This is a genomic window from Roseomonas sp. FDAARGOS_362, assembly GCF_002754815.1.
Lineage (GTDB): Bacteria > Pseudomonadota > Alphaproteobacteria > Acetobacterales > Acetobacteraceae > Roseomonas > Roseomonas mucosa.
The window spans coordinates 108,782-123,026 of the sequence record NZ_CP024583.1 but is presented as its reverse complement, the minus strand read 5'-3'; the positions used below and the strand labels follow the sequence as shown (position 1 = coordinate 123,026).

10 protein-coding genes and 4 pseudogenes are annotated in these 14,245 nt (G+C 64.0%); 5 read left to right on the top strand and 9 right to left on the bottom strand.

Annotated features, from left to right (window positions below; all coding sequences use genetic code 11):
• Positions 1-66: 66 nt before the first annotated feature.
• Complete coding sequence (locus CTJ15_RS02360) at positions 67-399, top strand: four-helix bundle copper-binding protein (protein ID WP_099781000.1); 333 nt, start codon at positions 67-69, stop codon at positions 397-399.
• A gap of 574 nt (positions 400-973) precedes the next feature.
• Here CTJ15_RS02360 and CTJ15_RS02355 read toward each other — a convergent pair.
• Positions 974-1,576: pseudogene (locus CTJ15_RS02355) on the bottom strand (IS630 family transposase); the annotation flags it as partial.
• A gap of 76 nt (positions 1,577-1,652) precedes the next feature.
• Here CTJ15_RS02355 and CTJ15_RS02350 point away from each other — a divergent pair.
• Positions 1,653-1,904, top strand: a pseudogene (locus CTJ15_RS02350) (IS110 family transposase); the annotation flags it as partial.
• A gap of 20 nt (positions 1,905-1,924) precedes the next feature.
• Here CTJ15_RS02350 and CTJ15_RS02345 read toward each other — a convergent pair.
• A pseudogene (locus CTJ15_RS02345) lies at positions 1,925-2,179 on the bottom strand (IS110 family transposase); the annotation flags it as partial.
• Between the two features lie 67 nt (positions 2,180-2,246).
• On the opposite strand from CTJ15_RS02345, the pseudogene CTJ15_RS02340 reads away from it, so the two are divergent.
• Positions 2,247-2,417: pseudogene (locus tag CTJ15_RS02340) on the top strand (IS630 family transposase); the annotation flags it as partial.
• 147 nt (positions 2,418-2,564) lie between these two features.
• Here the strand turns inward: CTJ15_RS02340 and CTJ15_RS02335 are convergent.
• Genes CTJ15_RS02335 through CTJ15_RS02310 form a run of 6 tightly spaced genes read right to left on the bottom strand, consistent with a single transcriptional unit; the run spans position 2,565 to position 11,591 of the window.
• Complete coding sequence (locus CTJ15_RS02335; RefSeq protein ID WP_025292314.1) at positions 2,565-3,023, bottom strand: MaoC family dehydratase; 459 nt, start codon at positions 3,021-3,023, stop codon at positions 2,565-2,567.
• A gap of 7 nt (positions 3,024-3,030) precedes the next feature.
• A complete protein-coding gene (locus CTJ15_RS02330) occupies positions 3,031-4,680 on the bottom strand; it encodes a long-chain-fatty-acid--CoA ligase (protein WP_099780999.1) in 1,650 nt (549 codons plus the stop codon).
• 27 nt (positions 4,681-4,707) lie between these two features.
• Positions 4,708-6,468 (bottom strand): acyl-CoA dehydrogenase C-terminal domain-containing protein, encoded by a 1,761-nt coding sequence (locus CTJ15_RS02325; RefSeq protein WP_025292312.1) that lies wholly within the window; start codon positions 6,466-6,468, stop codon positions 4,708-4,710.
• Positions 6,469-6,489: 21 nt separating this feature from the next.
• Positions 6,490-8,787, bottom strand: a complete 2,298-nt coding sequence (locus CTJ15_RS02320) for a 3-hydroxyacyl-CoA dehydrogenase/enoyl-CoA hydratase family protein (RefSeq protein WP_099780998.1) — start codon at positions 8,785-8,787, stop codon at positions 6,490-6,492.
• A 1-nt stretch (position 8,788) separates the two neighbouring features.
• Positions 8,789-9,910 (bottom strand): thiolase family protein, encoded by a 1,122-nt coding sequence (locus CTJ15_RS02315; protein WP_025292310.1) that lies wholly within the window; start codon positions 9,908-9,910, stop codon positions 8,789-8,791.
• Between the two features lie 28 nt (positions 9,911-9,938).
• Positions 9,939-11,591, bottom strand: coding sequence for an electron transfer flavoprotein-ubiquinone oxidoreductase (locus tag CTJ15_RS02310; RefSeq protein ID WP_047100005.1), 1,653 nt, complete (start codon positions 11,589-11,591; stop codon positions 9,939-9,941).
• A gap of 188 nt (positions 11,592-11,779) precedes the next feature.
• Here CTJ15_RS02310 and CTJ15_RS02305 point away from each other — a divergent pair, with 188 nt between their 5' ends.
• The gene (locus tag CTJ15_RS02305) at positions 11,780-12,436 is read left to right on the top strand and encodes a TetR/AcrR family transcriptional regulator (RefSeq protein ID WP_239371455.1); all 657 of its coding nucleotides are present in this window, start codon (positions 11,780-11,782) and stop codon (positions 12,434-12,436) included.
• 276 nt (positions 12,437-12,712) lie between these two features.
• The gene (locus CTJ15_RS02300) at positions 12,713-13,414 is read left to right on the top strand and encodes an IS6 family transposase (RefSeq protein WP_025292307.1); all 702 of its coding nucleotides are present in this window, start codon (positions 12,713-12,715) and stop codon (positions 13,412-13,414) included.
• A gap of 47 nt (positions 13,415-13,461) precedes the next feature.
• Here CTJ15_RS02300 and CTJ15_RS02295 read toward each other — a convergent pair whose 3' ends face one another.
• Positions 13,462-14,094, bottom strand: a complete 633-nt coding sequence (locus CTJ15_RS02295) for a hypothetical protein (RefSeq protein ID WP_025292306.1) — start codon at positions 14,092-14,094, stop codon at positions 13,462-13,464.
• Positions 14,095-14,245 lie beyond the last annotated feature (151 nt).

The window sequence follows — 14,245 nt, the reverse complement described above, 5'->3', positions numbered from 1 at the left end:
ACAGCGAAACCCACCGACGCCGCCTTCGCTGTCTCATTGAGGCGCCATTGTCCTCGGAGAACCGCTATGCACCACATGTCCACCGAAATGCAGGCCTGCATTGAGGAATGCCTGCGCTGCCACAGCACCTGCCTGAGCATGGCCATGAACCATTGCTTAGAGGTCAGCGGCCAACACGTCGAACCGGCTCACTTTAAGCTCATGATGGCATGCGCCGAGATTTGCCAGACCTCGGCGAACATGATGCTGATCGGCACCCAACATCATAAGCATACCTGCCGTGAGTGTGCAGAGATCTGCGAGGAGTGCGCGGCGAGCTGCGACGCCGTGGGGGGCATGGAGGCATGCGCCGAGCAGTGCCGAAAGTGTGCTGCGTCCTGCCGCGCGATGGCCGCCTAAGTTGATGCAGCGGCGACCCCGTTCACCGCGGGGCCGCCGCTGCAGTGACGAGCGCCGCACATGGCCGGCACATAGAAATATCTTGTCGCCTTCCAGGAAGGCTCCTGCAATGCACGACCTCTATCTTGGCTGCGTCGGCGAGCAACGCTTGTCGCTCAACCAAGGAGGTTCAGATGCCTGTCCACACACTACATCGGTCTTCAGGCTTCATAGGCCAGCTCCGCGGCGCGGTCCGCGCTTGGCCCCTCGGAGGCGCCGTCGCCCTCATGCTGACGGCTATTGTAGCGCCTGGCACCGCTTCTGCTCAGCAAGCCGGTTACGTCACTACGGCGCCCAGCGCACGAGCGCCGAACGGCCTGACCATCGACCAGGGTGCGGGCTCGCCCGGCATGGCTGCCTTCTCGGCTGCTCCGCACCCGACGACCCCCCATCAGCATGGCCCGGATAATCCTCAAGCTGGTGTCCCTGGTATCCAGGATCCGTCAGGACAAGGCAGCTGAACCTCGCTGCATATTCGTGAAGAGTCGTAGTGCCCCAGCCGAGTTGGCGGGGCACTACCTAGAGCGTTTTCCCATCACTCTGGATCATACCCGGCGGCAGCGAAGAAATTGGCGCACTCGGTTGGCGTGAAGGTTGAGATGAGGTGGCCGATGGTAGTCCAGAGCCCGTCAAGGGTGCGCTCGGCAGCCTTGCGGAGCAGCGCCTTGAGCTTGGAGAAGGCGTTCTCGATCGGGTTGAAGTCTGGGCTGTAGGGCGGGAGGTAGAGCAGGCTCGCGCCGACTGCTTCGATGGACGCTCTGACGCCCGCGCCCTTGTGGCTGCCTAGGTTGTCCATGACGACGACGTCGCCGGGCTGCAGTTCAGGCACGAGGACCTGATCGACATAGGCCTGAAAGGCGCGGCCGTTGATTGGGCCGTCGAGCACCATGGGCGCGACCATGCCGGTGTTGCGCAGTCCGGCGACGAAGGTGGTGGTCTTCCAGTGCCCGTGCGGGATGCTAGCCCGCAGGCGCTCGCCTCGCGGCGCCCGTCCACGGGTGCGGGCCATATTGGTGGACGCCCAGGTCTCGTCGATGAAGACCAACCTGGCGGGGTCGAGATCGAGCTGGCCGTCGAACCATGCCCAACGGCGCCTCAGGACATCCGGGCGGTCCTGCTCCGCGGCATGGGCTGACTTTTATGGGATGGCCCGCCCCTCAATCCTGCTGGCGTAGGCTGGCCGGGCAACCGGGGCGTAAGGGAGCTGACCCATGTTGGAGATTGCGGTTCTCGGGGTAGATCTGGGCAAGAACAGCTGCAGCGTGGTCGGGCTGGACGCGGCTGGGCGGGTAGTCCTGCGACGGCGCCTGCACCGGGACGGGGTGGTGGGGCTGGCGGCAGGGTCGCCGGGCTGCATGGTGGCGATGGAGGCCTGCTGTGGAGCGCACCACCTGGGCCGGCGGCTGCGTGAGGCAGGGCACGAGGTGCGGCTGATGTCGCCCGAGTACGTGCGGCCCTATGTAAAGTAATCTTCACCTGACCATTACTTCACGTAAGGCTTCACATAGGACGGCGGCATCAGCCGAACGTCATGCCCCATCTCCTGAAGCCTGCGGCCCCAGTCATGAGAACCTGCGCAAGCCTCCATGCCGATCAGGCATCGTGGACGCTTCTGGAAAAACGCGAGCAATTGGCCGCGGCGAAGCTGGCGGCGCACGAGAACTTGTCCACTCTCGTCTACACCATGGATCTGAAAGACGCTCTTTGCGAGATCGATACCGACTGTGGCAAGCTCGGACATGGATGGCTCCTCTTATACGGGATGATGACTTCCCGACTATGGCGCAATGCGACGCCGGGAGCAGGAGCCATCCATCCCATCAATCGAGAACGCCTTTGCCAAGCTGAAGGCAATGCTCAGGGCAAAGGCCGAGCGCTCCATAGAAGGTCTATGGAACACGGTTGGCGAAATCGTCAACATCTTCACCGCCCAAGAATGCGAAAATTACTTCGCTGCCTGCGGCTATGACCCGGATTAAAGTGGACGGGCTCTAGCACCTGTAAGGCGGGTGGTTGATTGCAGCTTCAAGGTCTGTGCAAAGACCGAGATCATGCACGAAGCGGGCAGCCGCGTATAGAGACTGACCTGAGACGCTGAGCTGTCTTCCAGATTTTGGTGGAGTCCGTCAAAGCAGGGTTCGCCGCCATGCGACGATCTTCGGCGTGAAGACCTGCACCACCTCGTCGTGCTGATTGACCGTCTCGCAACGCATGTTGACCATGCCGCGCTCAGGGCGCGAGCGGGATGGCGTGACCGCTGTGACCTCGCTGCGCAGACGGATGGCGTCTCCCGGTCGCGTCGCGCGTGGCCAGGAGATCTCGCCGCCGGCGCCGATCAGCCCGCCGAAGAAGGGCACACTTTCGACCAGCAGGCGCATCGTCGTCGCGGCGGTGTGCCAGCCGCTGGCGGCGAGGCCGCCGAACAGGCTCTCCCGCGCCGCCTCGTCGTCGAGATGGAAGAATTGCGGGTCGTAGCGGCCCGCGAAATCCTTGATTTCCTCGACCGTCAGGACATGCGGAGCGCTTTCGAAGGTCTGGCCGACCGCAATGTCCTCGAGGTAAAGGCTCTGAACATCGTTCGTCATGGCGCGCCTAGCCGATGATGCTGTCGTCGGGGGTGACGCTGGCATATTCCTTGAGCACGATATCGCGGATCGCGGTTTTCAGGAGCTTGCCGGTCGCCGTGTGCGGCAGTTCGTCGACGATGATCACGTCGTCGGGGATGCTCCATTTGGAGATCCTGCCGGTATAGTGCTCGACCATCTCGTGGCGGCCGAAGCTCTCGCCGGGCTTCAGGACGACGACGAGGACCGGGCGCTCGCCCCAGCGCGCATCGGGCTTGGCGACGACCGCCGCCTCCTTCACCGCCGGATGGGCCTGAGCGATGTTCTCCAGTTCGATCGAACTGATCCATTCGCCGCCGGATTTGACGACGTCCTTGGTGCGGTCGACGATCTGGACGAAGCCGTCCTCGTCCATGGTGACGACGTCGCCGGTGTTGAACCAGCCGGGAACTTCGTGTGCGGCACTTTCCGAAGTGTTGTAGTAGCCGGCGGCGACCCACGGACCGCGCACCATCATCGCACCGAAGGCCTTGCCGTCTCGGGTGATCGGCTTGCCGTCGGCGCCGTCGACGCGGAACTCCATGCCGTAGACCGGGCGGCCCTGCTTGGCCTCGAGCATCAGCCTCTGTTCGGGCGTGAGCGACTGATGCTTCGGCATCAGGCAGGCGGCGAGGCCGATCGGGCTGGTCTCGGTCATACCCCAGGCATGGCGGACCTTGACGCCCATGTTGTGGAAGCGGCTGATCATGATCGGCGGTGAGGCCGAGCCGCCGATCGCCACCCGCTTCAGGCTGGTGAAGCGCTGGCCGTGGGCGTCCATCCAGTCGAGCAGGCCGAGCCAGACGGTCGGAACGCCGGCGGTGCAGGTGACGCCTTCGGCTTCGAACAGGGCATGCAGGCTGGCGCCGTCGAGGTTCGGACCGGGCATGACGAGCTTGGCGCCGGCCATCGGGCCGGAGAAGGGGACGCCCCAGGCATTGACATGGAACATCGGCACGATCGGCGAGAGCACGTCGTTGGCCGACAGGCCGAGCACATCCGGCATCGAACTCGACATTGCGTGGAGCACGCTGGAGCGATGGCTGTAGAGAACGCCCTTCGGGTCCCCGGTCGTGCCGGAGGTGTAGCACAGGCCGGAGGCGGTGTTCTCGTCGAATACCGGCCAGTCGTATTCGTCGGACTCACCGGCGATCAGGGTCTCGTAGCAGGCAAGGTTCGGCAGGGCTTCCGACTTCGGCATGTGCGCCTCGTCGGTCATCATCACGATCGCCTTCATGCCGGAGAGCCGGTCGGCGAGTGCCTCCAGGATCGGCAGGAAGGTGAGATCGGCGAAGATCACGCTGTCGCCCGCATGCTCGATGATGTAGCCGATCTGCTCGCGGAAGAGCCGCGGATTGATCGTGTGGCAGACGAGGCCCGAACCGGAGACGCCGTAGTAGAGTTCCAGATAGCGGTAGCCGTTCCAGGCGAGTGTGCCGACGCGGTCGCCGAATTCGAGGCCGAGCCGCTTCAGCGCGTTGGCGAGCTTCTGGCTGCGCTTCGACAGATCGGCGTAGGTATAGCGGTGGATCGGTCCTTCGACCGTCTTCGACACGATTTCGGTCGTGTCGTGATAGGTCGCCGCGTGGCGCAGGATGGTCGACACCAGCAGCGGCGAGTTCATCATCATTCCGAGCATGCTACTTCCTCCCTTGGAGTATACGGATCAGAAAAGGTCTTGGTTCAGGGCAATGATCGAGGTCGCTCCGTTGGCGATCGCGGTTTCGAGGCCGAGGGTCTGCGGCAGCATGCGATCGGCGAAGAAATCGGCGACGGCGCATTTGCGGACCTTCGGCGGCGTATCGGCCGCCGCGGCGCTGGCGGCCATCTTCGCCCACATCCAGCCGAAGGCGGTGAGCGCGAAGAGGCGAAGATAGTCGGTTGCGGCCGAGCCGGCCACGGCCGGATCGCCGCTGCCGGCGAGCAGCAACTCGGTCGTGCGTTCGAGGCGGTCGAGCGCCGAGGCGGTGGCGGCGACGATCCGCTCTGTGGCGGGAACGAGTGACGCCGCCTGCAGATCCTGCTTGACCAGATCGAAGAAACGTCCGGCGAGTTCCCCGCCTTCCATCGGCAGCTTGCGGCCGACGAGATCCATGGCCTGGACGCCGTTGGTGCCCTCGTAGATCTGGGTGATGCGGGCATCGCGCACGAACTGCTCCATGCCCCATTCGCGGATATAGCCGTGGCCGCCGAAGACCTGTTGCGAAATCACCGCGGTCTCGAAGCCGAAATCGGTGAAGGCTGCCTTGACCACCGGCGTTAGCAGGGCGACGAAACCGTCGGCGCGCCGGCGTTCGGCGGGATCGGGATGGCGGGCGGCGATATCCATCTGCATGGCGGTCCAGATCGCCAGCGCCCGGGCGGCGTCGATGAAGGAACGGCCGGTCAGCAGCATCTTGCGTACGTCGGGATGCTCGATGATCGGGACGGGTCCGCGGCTGCCGTCGAGCGAACGACCCTGCAGGCGTTCGCGGGCGTAGCTGGCGGCCTTCTGATTGGCGGCTTCGGCGATGCCGAGACCCTGAATGCCGACGAACAGGCGTTCCGCATTCATCATCGTGAACATCGCATTCAGGCCGCGGCCCGGTTCGCCGACGAGCCAGCCGATAGCGCCGTCATAGTTCATGACGCAGGTCGGTTGGGCATGGATGCCCATCTTGTGCTCGAGCGAGCCGACCGACATGCCGTTGCGGGCGCCGAGGGAACCGTCGTCTTCGACGAGGAATTTCGGCGAGAGGAACAGGCTAATGCCCTTAACGCCCTTCGGTGCGTCGGGCAGGCGGGCGAGCACCAGATGGATGATGTTGCCGCCGAAATCCTGGTCGCCGGAAGAGATGAAGATCTTGGTGCCCTTGATCTTGTAGGAGCCGTCGCCGACGGGCTCGGCGCGGGCCGTGAGCAGACCGAGATCGGTGCCGGCGGAAGATTCCGTCAGCGCCATGGCCCCGGTCCATTCGCCGGAAATCATCTTCGGCAGGTATTTCGCCTTCAACTCGTCGCTGGCGTGATGCTCGATCGCCTCGACGGCGCCGCGCGTCAGGCCCGGGAAAAGGCCGAAGGAGAGATTGGCGGAAGACAGCATCTCGTCGAGCAGGATCTGGGTTGCGCGCGGCAGGCCCTGGCCGCCGAATTCCGGCGCGCCGGACAGCCCGGCCCAACCGGCCTCGACAAAGGCCTTGTAGGCGTCTGCGATGCCCTTCGGGGTGGAGACGAGGCCGTTTTCGAGCTTGCAGCCTTCTTCGTCGGCCGGGCGGTTCAAGGGTTCCAGCACGCCGGCGCAAAACTTGCCGCCTTCCTCGAGCACAGAGACGGCGAGTTCGGCGCTCACTTCCTCGTAGCCCGGCAGCGTCTGCATCTGGCCGTCGAAATCCAGCACGTCGTTCAGCAGGAAGGCGATGTCGTCGATCGGGGGATTGTAGGATGCCATGTCGTTGTTCTTCCTTGGCGATCAGTTGCGCAGCGGTTTGCCGGTGGTGAGCATGTGCTTCACCCGGTCCACGGTTTCCGGCGTCTCGAAGAGGGCAATGAAGGCCCGGCGTTCGAGGGCGATGATCTCGTCCTCGGTCGTCGGCTTCAACGGGTCGGCGTTCGGTCCGCCGCTCAAGACATCGATCAGCGCCGCGCCGACGACCTTGTCGTGGGCGGTGGCGCGGCCCGCGAGCGCTTCGCTCTCGACGATGTTGCGCATTGCCGAGGCGCCGGACGGACCGGACAGCGGTAATTGCGGCGGTTCCGGCGCGACGTAGCCGTCCACCAGCGACAGGGCTTTCTCTTTGGCGTCGGCCAGAAGGCGGTCACGGTTCATCGTGACACCATCGGTCGCCCTGAGGAAGCCGAGGCCGCGGGCCTCGAAGGCGCTGCCGGAGACCTGAGCCGGGGCGATGAGGTTGAAGGTGGCGATCGCGGGCGCGACCGGTCCCTTGGTGCCGCCGGCGAGCCCATATTGGCGGACCAGCATTTCCTTGCAGCCGCCCCAGCCCGGCACGACGCCGATGCGGGTTTCGACGAGGCCGATCGAGAGTTCGGCATGGGCCTGGATCGCGTCGCAATGGAGCAGGATCTCGCAGCCGCCGCCGAAGGCGAGCCCGGAGGGAGCGCCGACGACCGGGAAGGGCGCGTATTTGACAGCCATGAAGGTCCGGTGCCCCTTGTCGATGAACTTGCCGAGTGCTTCGGAACCGCCGGTCTCGACGGTTTCGAGGAAGACCCGGAGATCCGCGCCGGCGCTGTAGACGGGCGAATCCGAACCGATCACCAGTGCCTTGAAGCTCCTGCCGACCTCACCGAGCGCCGCATCGATCGCGTCGAGCAGGGCTTCGGAGAAGGTGTTCATCTTGGTGCGGAACTCGAGGCAGGCGACACCGTCGCCGAGATCCCAGAGCGCGGCGCAGCCATAGTCGACCACCGGCTTGCTCGAAAGCTTCACGTCGGCGATGGTGATGACGCCCTCGCCGCGCATGACCGGGCGAACGGCGCCATCGGGCAACAGGCAGCTCCGCCTGCCATCGACGACGCTGTAGAATCCGCCCTTTGCGGCGGCGAGCGCCAGATAGGCGGGAACAGTGAGACCGCGCGCCTCGAGCCGGTCCACCAGCCAGCCGGCGCCGAGGCGGTCGATCAGTTCGAACGGTCCCTGCTTCCAGCCATAGCCGGTGCGCATGGCGTCATCCACCGCGTCGGGGCGATCGGCGATTTCCGGAACGAGGGCGGCGGCATAGGCCAGCGATTTTTCCATGACGACGGAGGCGTAGCATCCGCCGGGGCCGGGATGTTCCATCAAGGCGCGCGCATCGCCCTTCGCGGCATCCAGGCTTTCGGAGGCGACCTTCCTCATCGGCCGGTAGTCGCCGGTCTTAAGGTCGGTGATGTCGCGGGTCTTGCGGTCGGCCGAAAGACGGACGAAACCGGCGCCGCTCTTTCGGCCGAGACGGTTTTCCGCGATCATTTTCGCGATCAGCGCCGGCTCGGCGTCATAGTCGTGGATCGCGTCGGTCTTCGGCAGGGCGTTCTGCAGGCTGCGCAGGATGGTCGGCATCAGGTCGATGCCGACGAGATCGAGCAGGCCGAAGATTCCGGTCGAGGGAATGCCGAAAGGCTTGCCGATGATGGCATCGGCTTCCTCGACGTCGAGGCCCATGGCGATCGCCTCGTTCTGGGCGACGACCATCCAGTAATTGCCGATGCGGTTGCCGATGAAGCCGGGCGTGTCCTTGCAGACGACGACCGTCTTGCCGAGGCCGCGATCGGCGAAGTCATGGATTTTCGCGGTCACGTCCGGCCGGGTCTTCGGGCCGGAGACAAGTTCCAGAAGCCGCATGATGCGCGGCGGATTGAAGAAGTGGGTGATGAGGAAATCGGCGGCGAAGCTTTCCGGCAGGCCGTCCGTCAACGCGGCGAGCGGGATGGTCGAGGTGTTGGAGGAGACGATCGAACCGGGTTTGCGCACCGCGTCGATCGCCTTGTAGAGGGCCTGCTTGATCTCCAGCCGTTCGGCGACGGCCTCGACGATCCAGTCGGCGTCGGCGAGCAGGCCCATATCGTCGCCGGTCGATCCGGTGGTGATGCGGCCGGCAAAGCTCTTGTCCATGAAGCCGTTCGCCTTCAGCTGGCGGGCGACGCCGCCGTCGGCGAATTTCTTTTCGATGTCGAGCAGCACGACCTCGATGCCGGCATTGGCGAGATGGGCGGCGATGCCGGAACCCATGACACCGGCGCCGATGACGCCGGCCTTGGTGATCTTCGTCATCTCACGCGGCCTCCACGACCATGGCGATGCCTTGACCGCCGCCGATGCATTGGGTGGCGAGGCCGTAGCGGCCACCATCACGTTTCAGCAGGGTGGATGCCTTGCCGACGAGGCGGGCGCCGGTGGCGCCGAGCGGATGGCCGAGCGCGATCGCGCCGCCGTCGCGGTTGAGGCTTTTGGGATCGATGTCGAGGTCGCGGCAGCAGGCGAGAACCTGCGAAGCGAAGGCCTCGTTCATCTCGATGACGTCGAGATCCGTGTTCCTGATACCGGCGCGAGAAAGCGCCTTGCGAGTCGCCTCGACCGGGCCGATGCCCATGATCTCGGGCGCGCAACCCGCGACCGCGTAGCCGGCGATCCGGGCGAGCGGCTTGAGGCCGTGCCTGTTGACGAAGGCCTCGGAGCAAATCAGCGTCGCCGAGGCACCGTCGGTCAACGGCGAGGAATTGCCGGCGGTGACCGAGCCACCGGCCTTGAAGGCGGTCTTGAGGCCGGCGAGCTTCGCCGCGTCGGTCTCGCGCGGGCAGCCATCGGCGGTCACGTCGCCGACCGGCGCGATCTCGGCCGCAAGCCTGCCGTCGGCGCGGGCGGCGAGCGCCTTCTTCTGGCTTTCCAGCGAATAGGCGTCCTGCTCCTCGCGCGAGAGCGAATAGCGGTCGGCGAGGTTTTCCGCCGTCAGGCCCATGTTGAGGAAGGCGAGGCGCTGCACGTCGCTCCAGCCGGGATTGGGCATGGGGTTGAAGCCCATCATCGGCACGCGGCTCATGTTCTCGACCCCGCCCGCCACGAAGACGTCGCCGGCGCCCATGGCAATCGCGCCGGCGGCCATCTGGATCGCCTGCATGGAAGAGCCGCACCAGCGGTTGACGGTGGAGCCGCCGACCGATTGCGGCAGGCCGGCGATCAGCGCCGCGCAGCGGGCGATGTTCAGGCCCTGCTCGCCCTCGGGGAAGGCGCAGCCGAGGTTCACATCCTCGATTTCCGCCGGATCGACGCCGGACCGGTCGACAAGCGCCTTGATGACGCCGGCGACGAGGTCGTCCGGCCGGGTGCCGGCGAGGGCGCCGCGATAGGCGGGTGTGAACGGGCTTCTGAGGTAATCGACGATATAGGCCGTGCTCATTCAGATCTTCCTTTTCATGACGGGGGCGTCACATGTTCGGATAGTTCGGTCCGCCGCCGCCTTCGGGCGGGACCCAGGTAATGTTCTGCGCGGGATCCTTGATGTCGCAGGTCTTGCAGTGAACGCAGTTCTGCGCGTTGATGACGAAGCGCGGTTCGGCGTGGTTTTCCGCGTCGTCGTGGACCACCTCGTAGACGCCGGCCGGACAGTAGAGCCGGGCGGGCTCGCCATAGAGCGGCAGGTTGCGGCCGATCGGGATCGACGGATCGGCGAGCCGCAAATGAACCGGCTGATCCTCGACGTGGTTCGTGTTCGACAGGAACACGGAGGACAGCCGGTCGAAGGTCAGGACGCCGTCCGGCTTGGGATAACGGATCGGGGTGACCTCCGAGATCGGTTTCAGGCTTTCGAAATCGGCCTTCCTGTGCCTGAGCGTGCCGAAGGGCGAGAGGCCGGTCAGCGTCTGCAGCCACATGTCGATGCCGCCCAGCGCGACGCCGAGGGCCGTGCCGAAGCGGGACCAGAGCGGCTTGACGTTGCGCACCGGCTTCAGGTCGCGGCCGATGACGGAGGCGCGCCAGCCGTTTTCGTAGTCGTCCAGCGCATCGGCAGCACGGCCGAATTTCAGCGCGGCGAAGGCCGCCTCCGCCGCCTGGATGCCGGAATGGATGGCGTTGTGGCTGCCCTTGATGCGCGGCACGTTCATGAAGCCGGCAGCGCAGCCGACCAGCGCGCCGCCCGGAAAGGCGAGCCTGGGCACCGACTGCCAGCCGCCCTCGGTCAGGGCGCGGGCGCCATAGGCGATGCGTTTGCCGCCCTCGAAGGTTTCGCGGATCAGGGGGTGGGTCTTGAAACGCTGGAATTCCTCGAAGGGAGAGAGCGTGGGGTTCTTGTAATCGAGATGCAGCACGAAGCCGACGGTCACGAGATTGTCTTCGAAGTGATAGAGGAAGGAGCCGCCGCCCGTCTTCAGGTCGAGCGGCCAGCCGAAGGAATGCTGGACGAGGCCGGGGCGGAACTTCTGCGGGTCGATCTGCCAGAGTTCCTTGATGCCGATGCCGAATTTCTGCGGCGAGCGGCCCTCCATCAGATCGAAGCGGGCCAGAAGCTGCTTGGTCAGGCTGCCGCGCGCGCCCTCGGCGAAGAGGGTGTATTTCGCCCGCAATTCCATGCCCGGCGTATGGTCGTCCTTGGCCTTGCCGTCGCGATCGATGCCCATGTCGCCGGTGGCGATGCCGGCGACCGCGCCGTTTTCGTCGTAGAGCACTTCGGTCGCGGCGAAGCCCGGATAGATCTCCACGCCAAGGGCTTCCGCATGCGCCGCCAGATAGCGGGCGACATTGCCGAGCGAGCCGATGAAATTGCCATGATTGCTCATCAGCGGCGGCATGAAGGCATTCGGAAGGCGGATATGGCCGGCCGGCCCGAGAAAATAGAAACGGTCGTCGGAAACCTCGGTCTTCAGCGGGCGTTCCGGATCCTTTCGCCATTCGGGCAGAAGCCGGTCGAGGCCGGAGGGATCGATGACCGCGCCAGAGAGGATATGCGCGCCGACCTCGGAGCCCTTCTCCACGACGACCACGGAGAGATCCGCGCCCTTTTCATCGGCGAGCTGTTTGAGGCGGATCGCGGCGGCAAGCCCGGCGGGTCCGGCACCGACGATGACGATGTCGAAATCCATCGATTCGCGCAGATTGTCGCTCACCCGGTCTCCTCCTCTTGACGCTGTCAATCCTGTATCAAACGATTGTTGCAATTGGCAAGCTGAATCTTTACCGGCATGATGCCGGTGAGGTAAGGCTTGTGAAACGATGTCGGTCGGCGCTTCGCGCGGCCGGCCTACAAGTGAAACGGGAAGCGAGAACCAGAATGAAGGACGCGGGAGGTGGAGTCTCTACCCTGCGTGACAGTCTTGCCGCCGCAATGGTCGGCGGCGAGTTGAGCGAGCGGCATTGTGAAATCCTCGAGGCCGCCGCCGGCTTGTTCGCCGAAAGGGGCTATGCGGCGACCTCCGTGCGCGATATCGGCGAGAAGGTCGGCCTGCTGGGCGGTTCGCTCTATCACTACATCAAGTCCAAGGAAGCCTTGTTCGTTCGCATCCACGACATGGCGCTGCAGGTGGCCGGGGACCGGATAGCGACGGCCATGGCGGGCAAGACAGATCCGTGGGAGCGTCTCGAGGCGGCTTGCGTCACGATGCTGGAAATCCAGCTCGATCCGCACTCTCTGACCATGCCGTTGATGAATGATTTCGCTTCCGCGCCGCCGGAAATACGCGAGCGGCTGGTGGCGAAGCGCGATGCCTTCGAAGCGATATTCCGTGAGCTGATCCCGGGGTTGCCGCTCGACCCGGCGCTCGACCGCGGCGTCTACCGTCTGCTGCTGCTGACATTGCTCAACAATGTCAGCAGCTGGTACCGCCAGGGCGGCATGAGCCCGGAGGATATCGGCCGGCAGATCGTGAGGATCTTCCGCCACGATGTTAAGGAAAAAGAGGGCGTAGAGCGAGTATCTCCGGCGAGATGAAACCCCGTCGCCGACAAGCTATCACGAGATGAGACAGAAATCCGGACCGCAAACAACAACGGTTTAAGAGACCATCAAGAGCATCCGCCGGGCGAGGTGCAAGCATCACTCGGTCGAGAACCAAAGCCCGGTGATCGTATTTTGGTAGATCCTGCTCCTCCTCGGTTCTCCGCAACTGCGACCGCGGTCAACGGATCTCGCTCTTGGCCTCCAGAAGCTCCTTCGACGGCATCGTAAACTTAACGGAATTTGGAGCTTGTTGGGCGATGCTGGGGCATGACAGACCGTGATCCCCTCTACCGACGCCATCGCTTTCCAGCCGAAATCATTGCCCACGCTGTGTGGCTCTATTTCCGCTTCCCACTGAGCTTGCGAATGGTCGAGGACATGCTGGCGGCCCGTGGCATCATCGTTTCACATCAGACGGTCCGACTATGGGCGGAGAAGTTCGGTCGCGCCTTCGCCAACGACATCCGCGGACGGGTGTCCGGCCGGTTCGGCGACAAATGGTATCTCGACGAGGTCGTCATTTCGATCCGTGGCAAAAAGCATTGGCTGTGGCGCGCCGTCAATCAGGATGGTTTCGTTCTCGATGTTCTGGTGCAAAGTCGCCGCAACGCCAAGGCGGCAACGCGCCTGATGCGCAAGCTGTTGAGGGGCCAGGGCCGGGCGCCACGGGTAATGATCACCGACAAGCTTCGATCCTATGACGCGGCAAGGCGAGAGATCATGCCGGGTGTGGAGCATCGTTCCCACAAAGGCCTGAACAATCGGGCGGAAAATTCCCATCAACCGATCCGACGACGAGAGCGGATCATGAAGCGGTTCAAATCGACCCGACATTTGCAGCGCTTCGTCTCTATCCACGATCCGATTGCAAACCTCTTTCATATTCCCCGTCACGACATCTCCTCCGGCCATCATCGCGAATTGCACGCCGCTGCAATGGACCAATGGGCAAAAATCGCTCGACTATAACCTGCCGCAGATACCCTGCATCCCAGCTCGCCTCGCAACGGTTAAGTTTACGATGCAATCACATGCCCTGATAGGTCCGTTGTGACGCAACCCATGATGTGGAGATATCGCAGCAGCGAGCGAAGCCGCTCCGCGACAGACTTCAGCGAGCCGCGCGTCAGTTTCGGCGCGCGCAGATCCATGTAACGGTCTATGTCAACGATGCTCAGACCCGCCAAGCCGCCGCTTCCGCAATCGATCTGCCAGGCAAGAAAGTTCCGGGCTTCCCACATCAGCGCTGCGACGCTGGAGCGAGCCAACCCGCGTTCCTCACGCAGCCAGATTTCGTATTCGTCGCAAACTGCAAATCGGGCCACATCGGCCGCGCAGATAGGCTCGATTGCTGGCGGCCATTGACCGTGAGCAAGTCGCAACAACGCATGAATCCCGGAGCGCGGAACCTTGTACCAGCGTGCGCTGGGACGTCGACCACGCTCCTTTTCGAACTTTACGATCGCGTGCCGCAGGTATTGCTCTACCTGCACGTCGATCACGTCTGCGACCGGGACGCCCCGCAGTACCAGATAATCGAGAAATCCAGATGCGTAGGTGCAGTAATTCCTCACCACGACCGGGCTGTATCCCTGACTGAGAAGCGAGGAATTGAGTGCGGAAATAAGTTCGTGATGGTTATCGAGCATTGGCGGGTCCTCTGTTGGTCAATTGACCCGCAGAGGTTCGGCACCAAATAATGCAAAGCAAGCCCATCCGAAAACGGCGAAAATCCGCCGATCAGGCCGCGTTCCTCCGCATTATGGAGACCTCGTGATTAGTCAAGCGTGGCAAGAACGA

Excerpts from the sequence above, each read along its gene's own strand:
- CTJ15_RS02360 (WP_099781000.1), top strand. The coding sequence starts at position 67 with ATGCACCACATGTCCACCGAAATGCAGGCCTGCATTGAGGAATGCCTG.
- CTJ15_RS02335 (WP_025292314.1), bottom strand. The coding sequence starts at position 3,023 with ATGACGAACGATGTTCAGAGCCTTTACCTCGAGGACATTGCGGTCGGC.
- CTJ15_RS02330 (WP_099780999.1), bottom strand. The coding sequence starts at position 4,680 with ATGCTCGGAATGATGATGAACTCGCCGCTGCTGGTGTCGACCATCCTG.
- CTJ15_RS02325 (WP_025292312.1), bottom strand. The coding sequence starts at position 6,468 with ATGGCATCCTACAATCCCCCGATCGACGACATCGCCTTCCTGCTGAAC.
- CTJ15_RS02320 (WP_099780998.1), bottom strand. The coding sequence starts at position 8,787 with ATGACGAAGATCACCAAGGCCGGCGTCATCGGCGCCGGTGTCATGGGT.
- CTJ15_RS02315 (WP_025292310.1), bottom strand. The coding sequence starts at position 9,910 with ATGAGCACGGCCTATATCGTCGATTACCTCAGAAGCCCGTTCACACCC.
- CTJ15_RS02310 (WP_047100005.1), bottom strand. The coding sequence starts at position 11,591 with ATGGATTTCGACATCGTCATCGTCGGTGCCGGACCCGCCGGGCTTGCC.
- CTJ15_RS02305 (WP_239371455.1), top strand. The coding sequence starts at position 11,780 with ATGAAGGACGCGGGAGGTGGAGTCTCTACCCTGCGTGACAGTCTTGCC.
- CTJ15_RS02300 (WP_025292307.1), top strand. The coding sequence starts at position 12,713 with ATGACAGACCGTGATCCCCTCTACCGACGCCATCGCTTTCCAGCCGAA.
- CTJ15_RS02295 (WP_025292306.1), bottom strand. The coding sequence starts at position 14,094 with ATGCTCGATAACCATCACGAACTTATTTCCGCACTCAATTCCTCGCTT.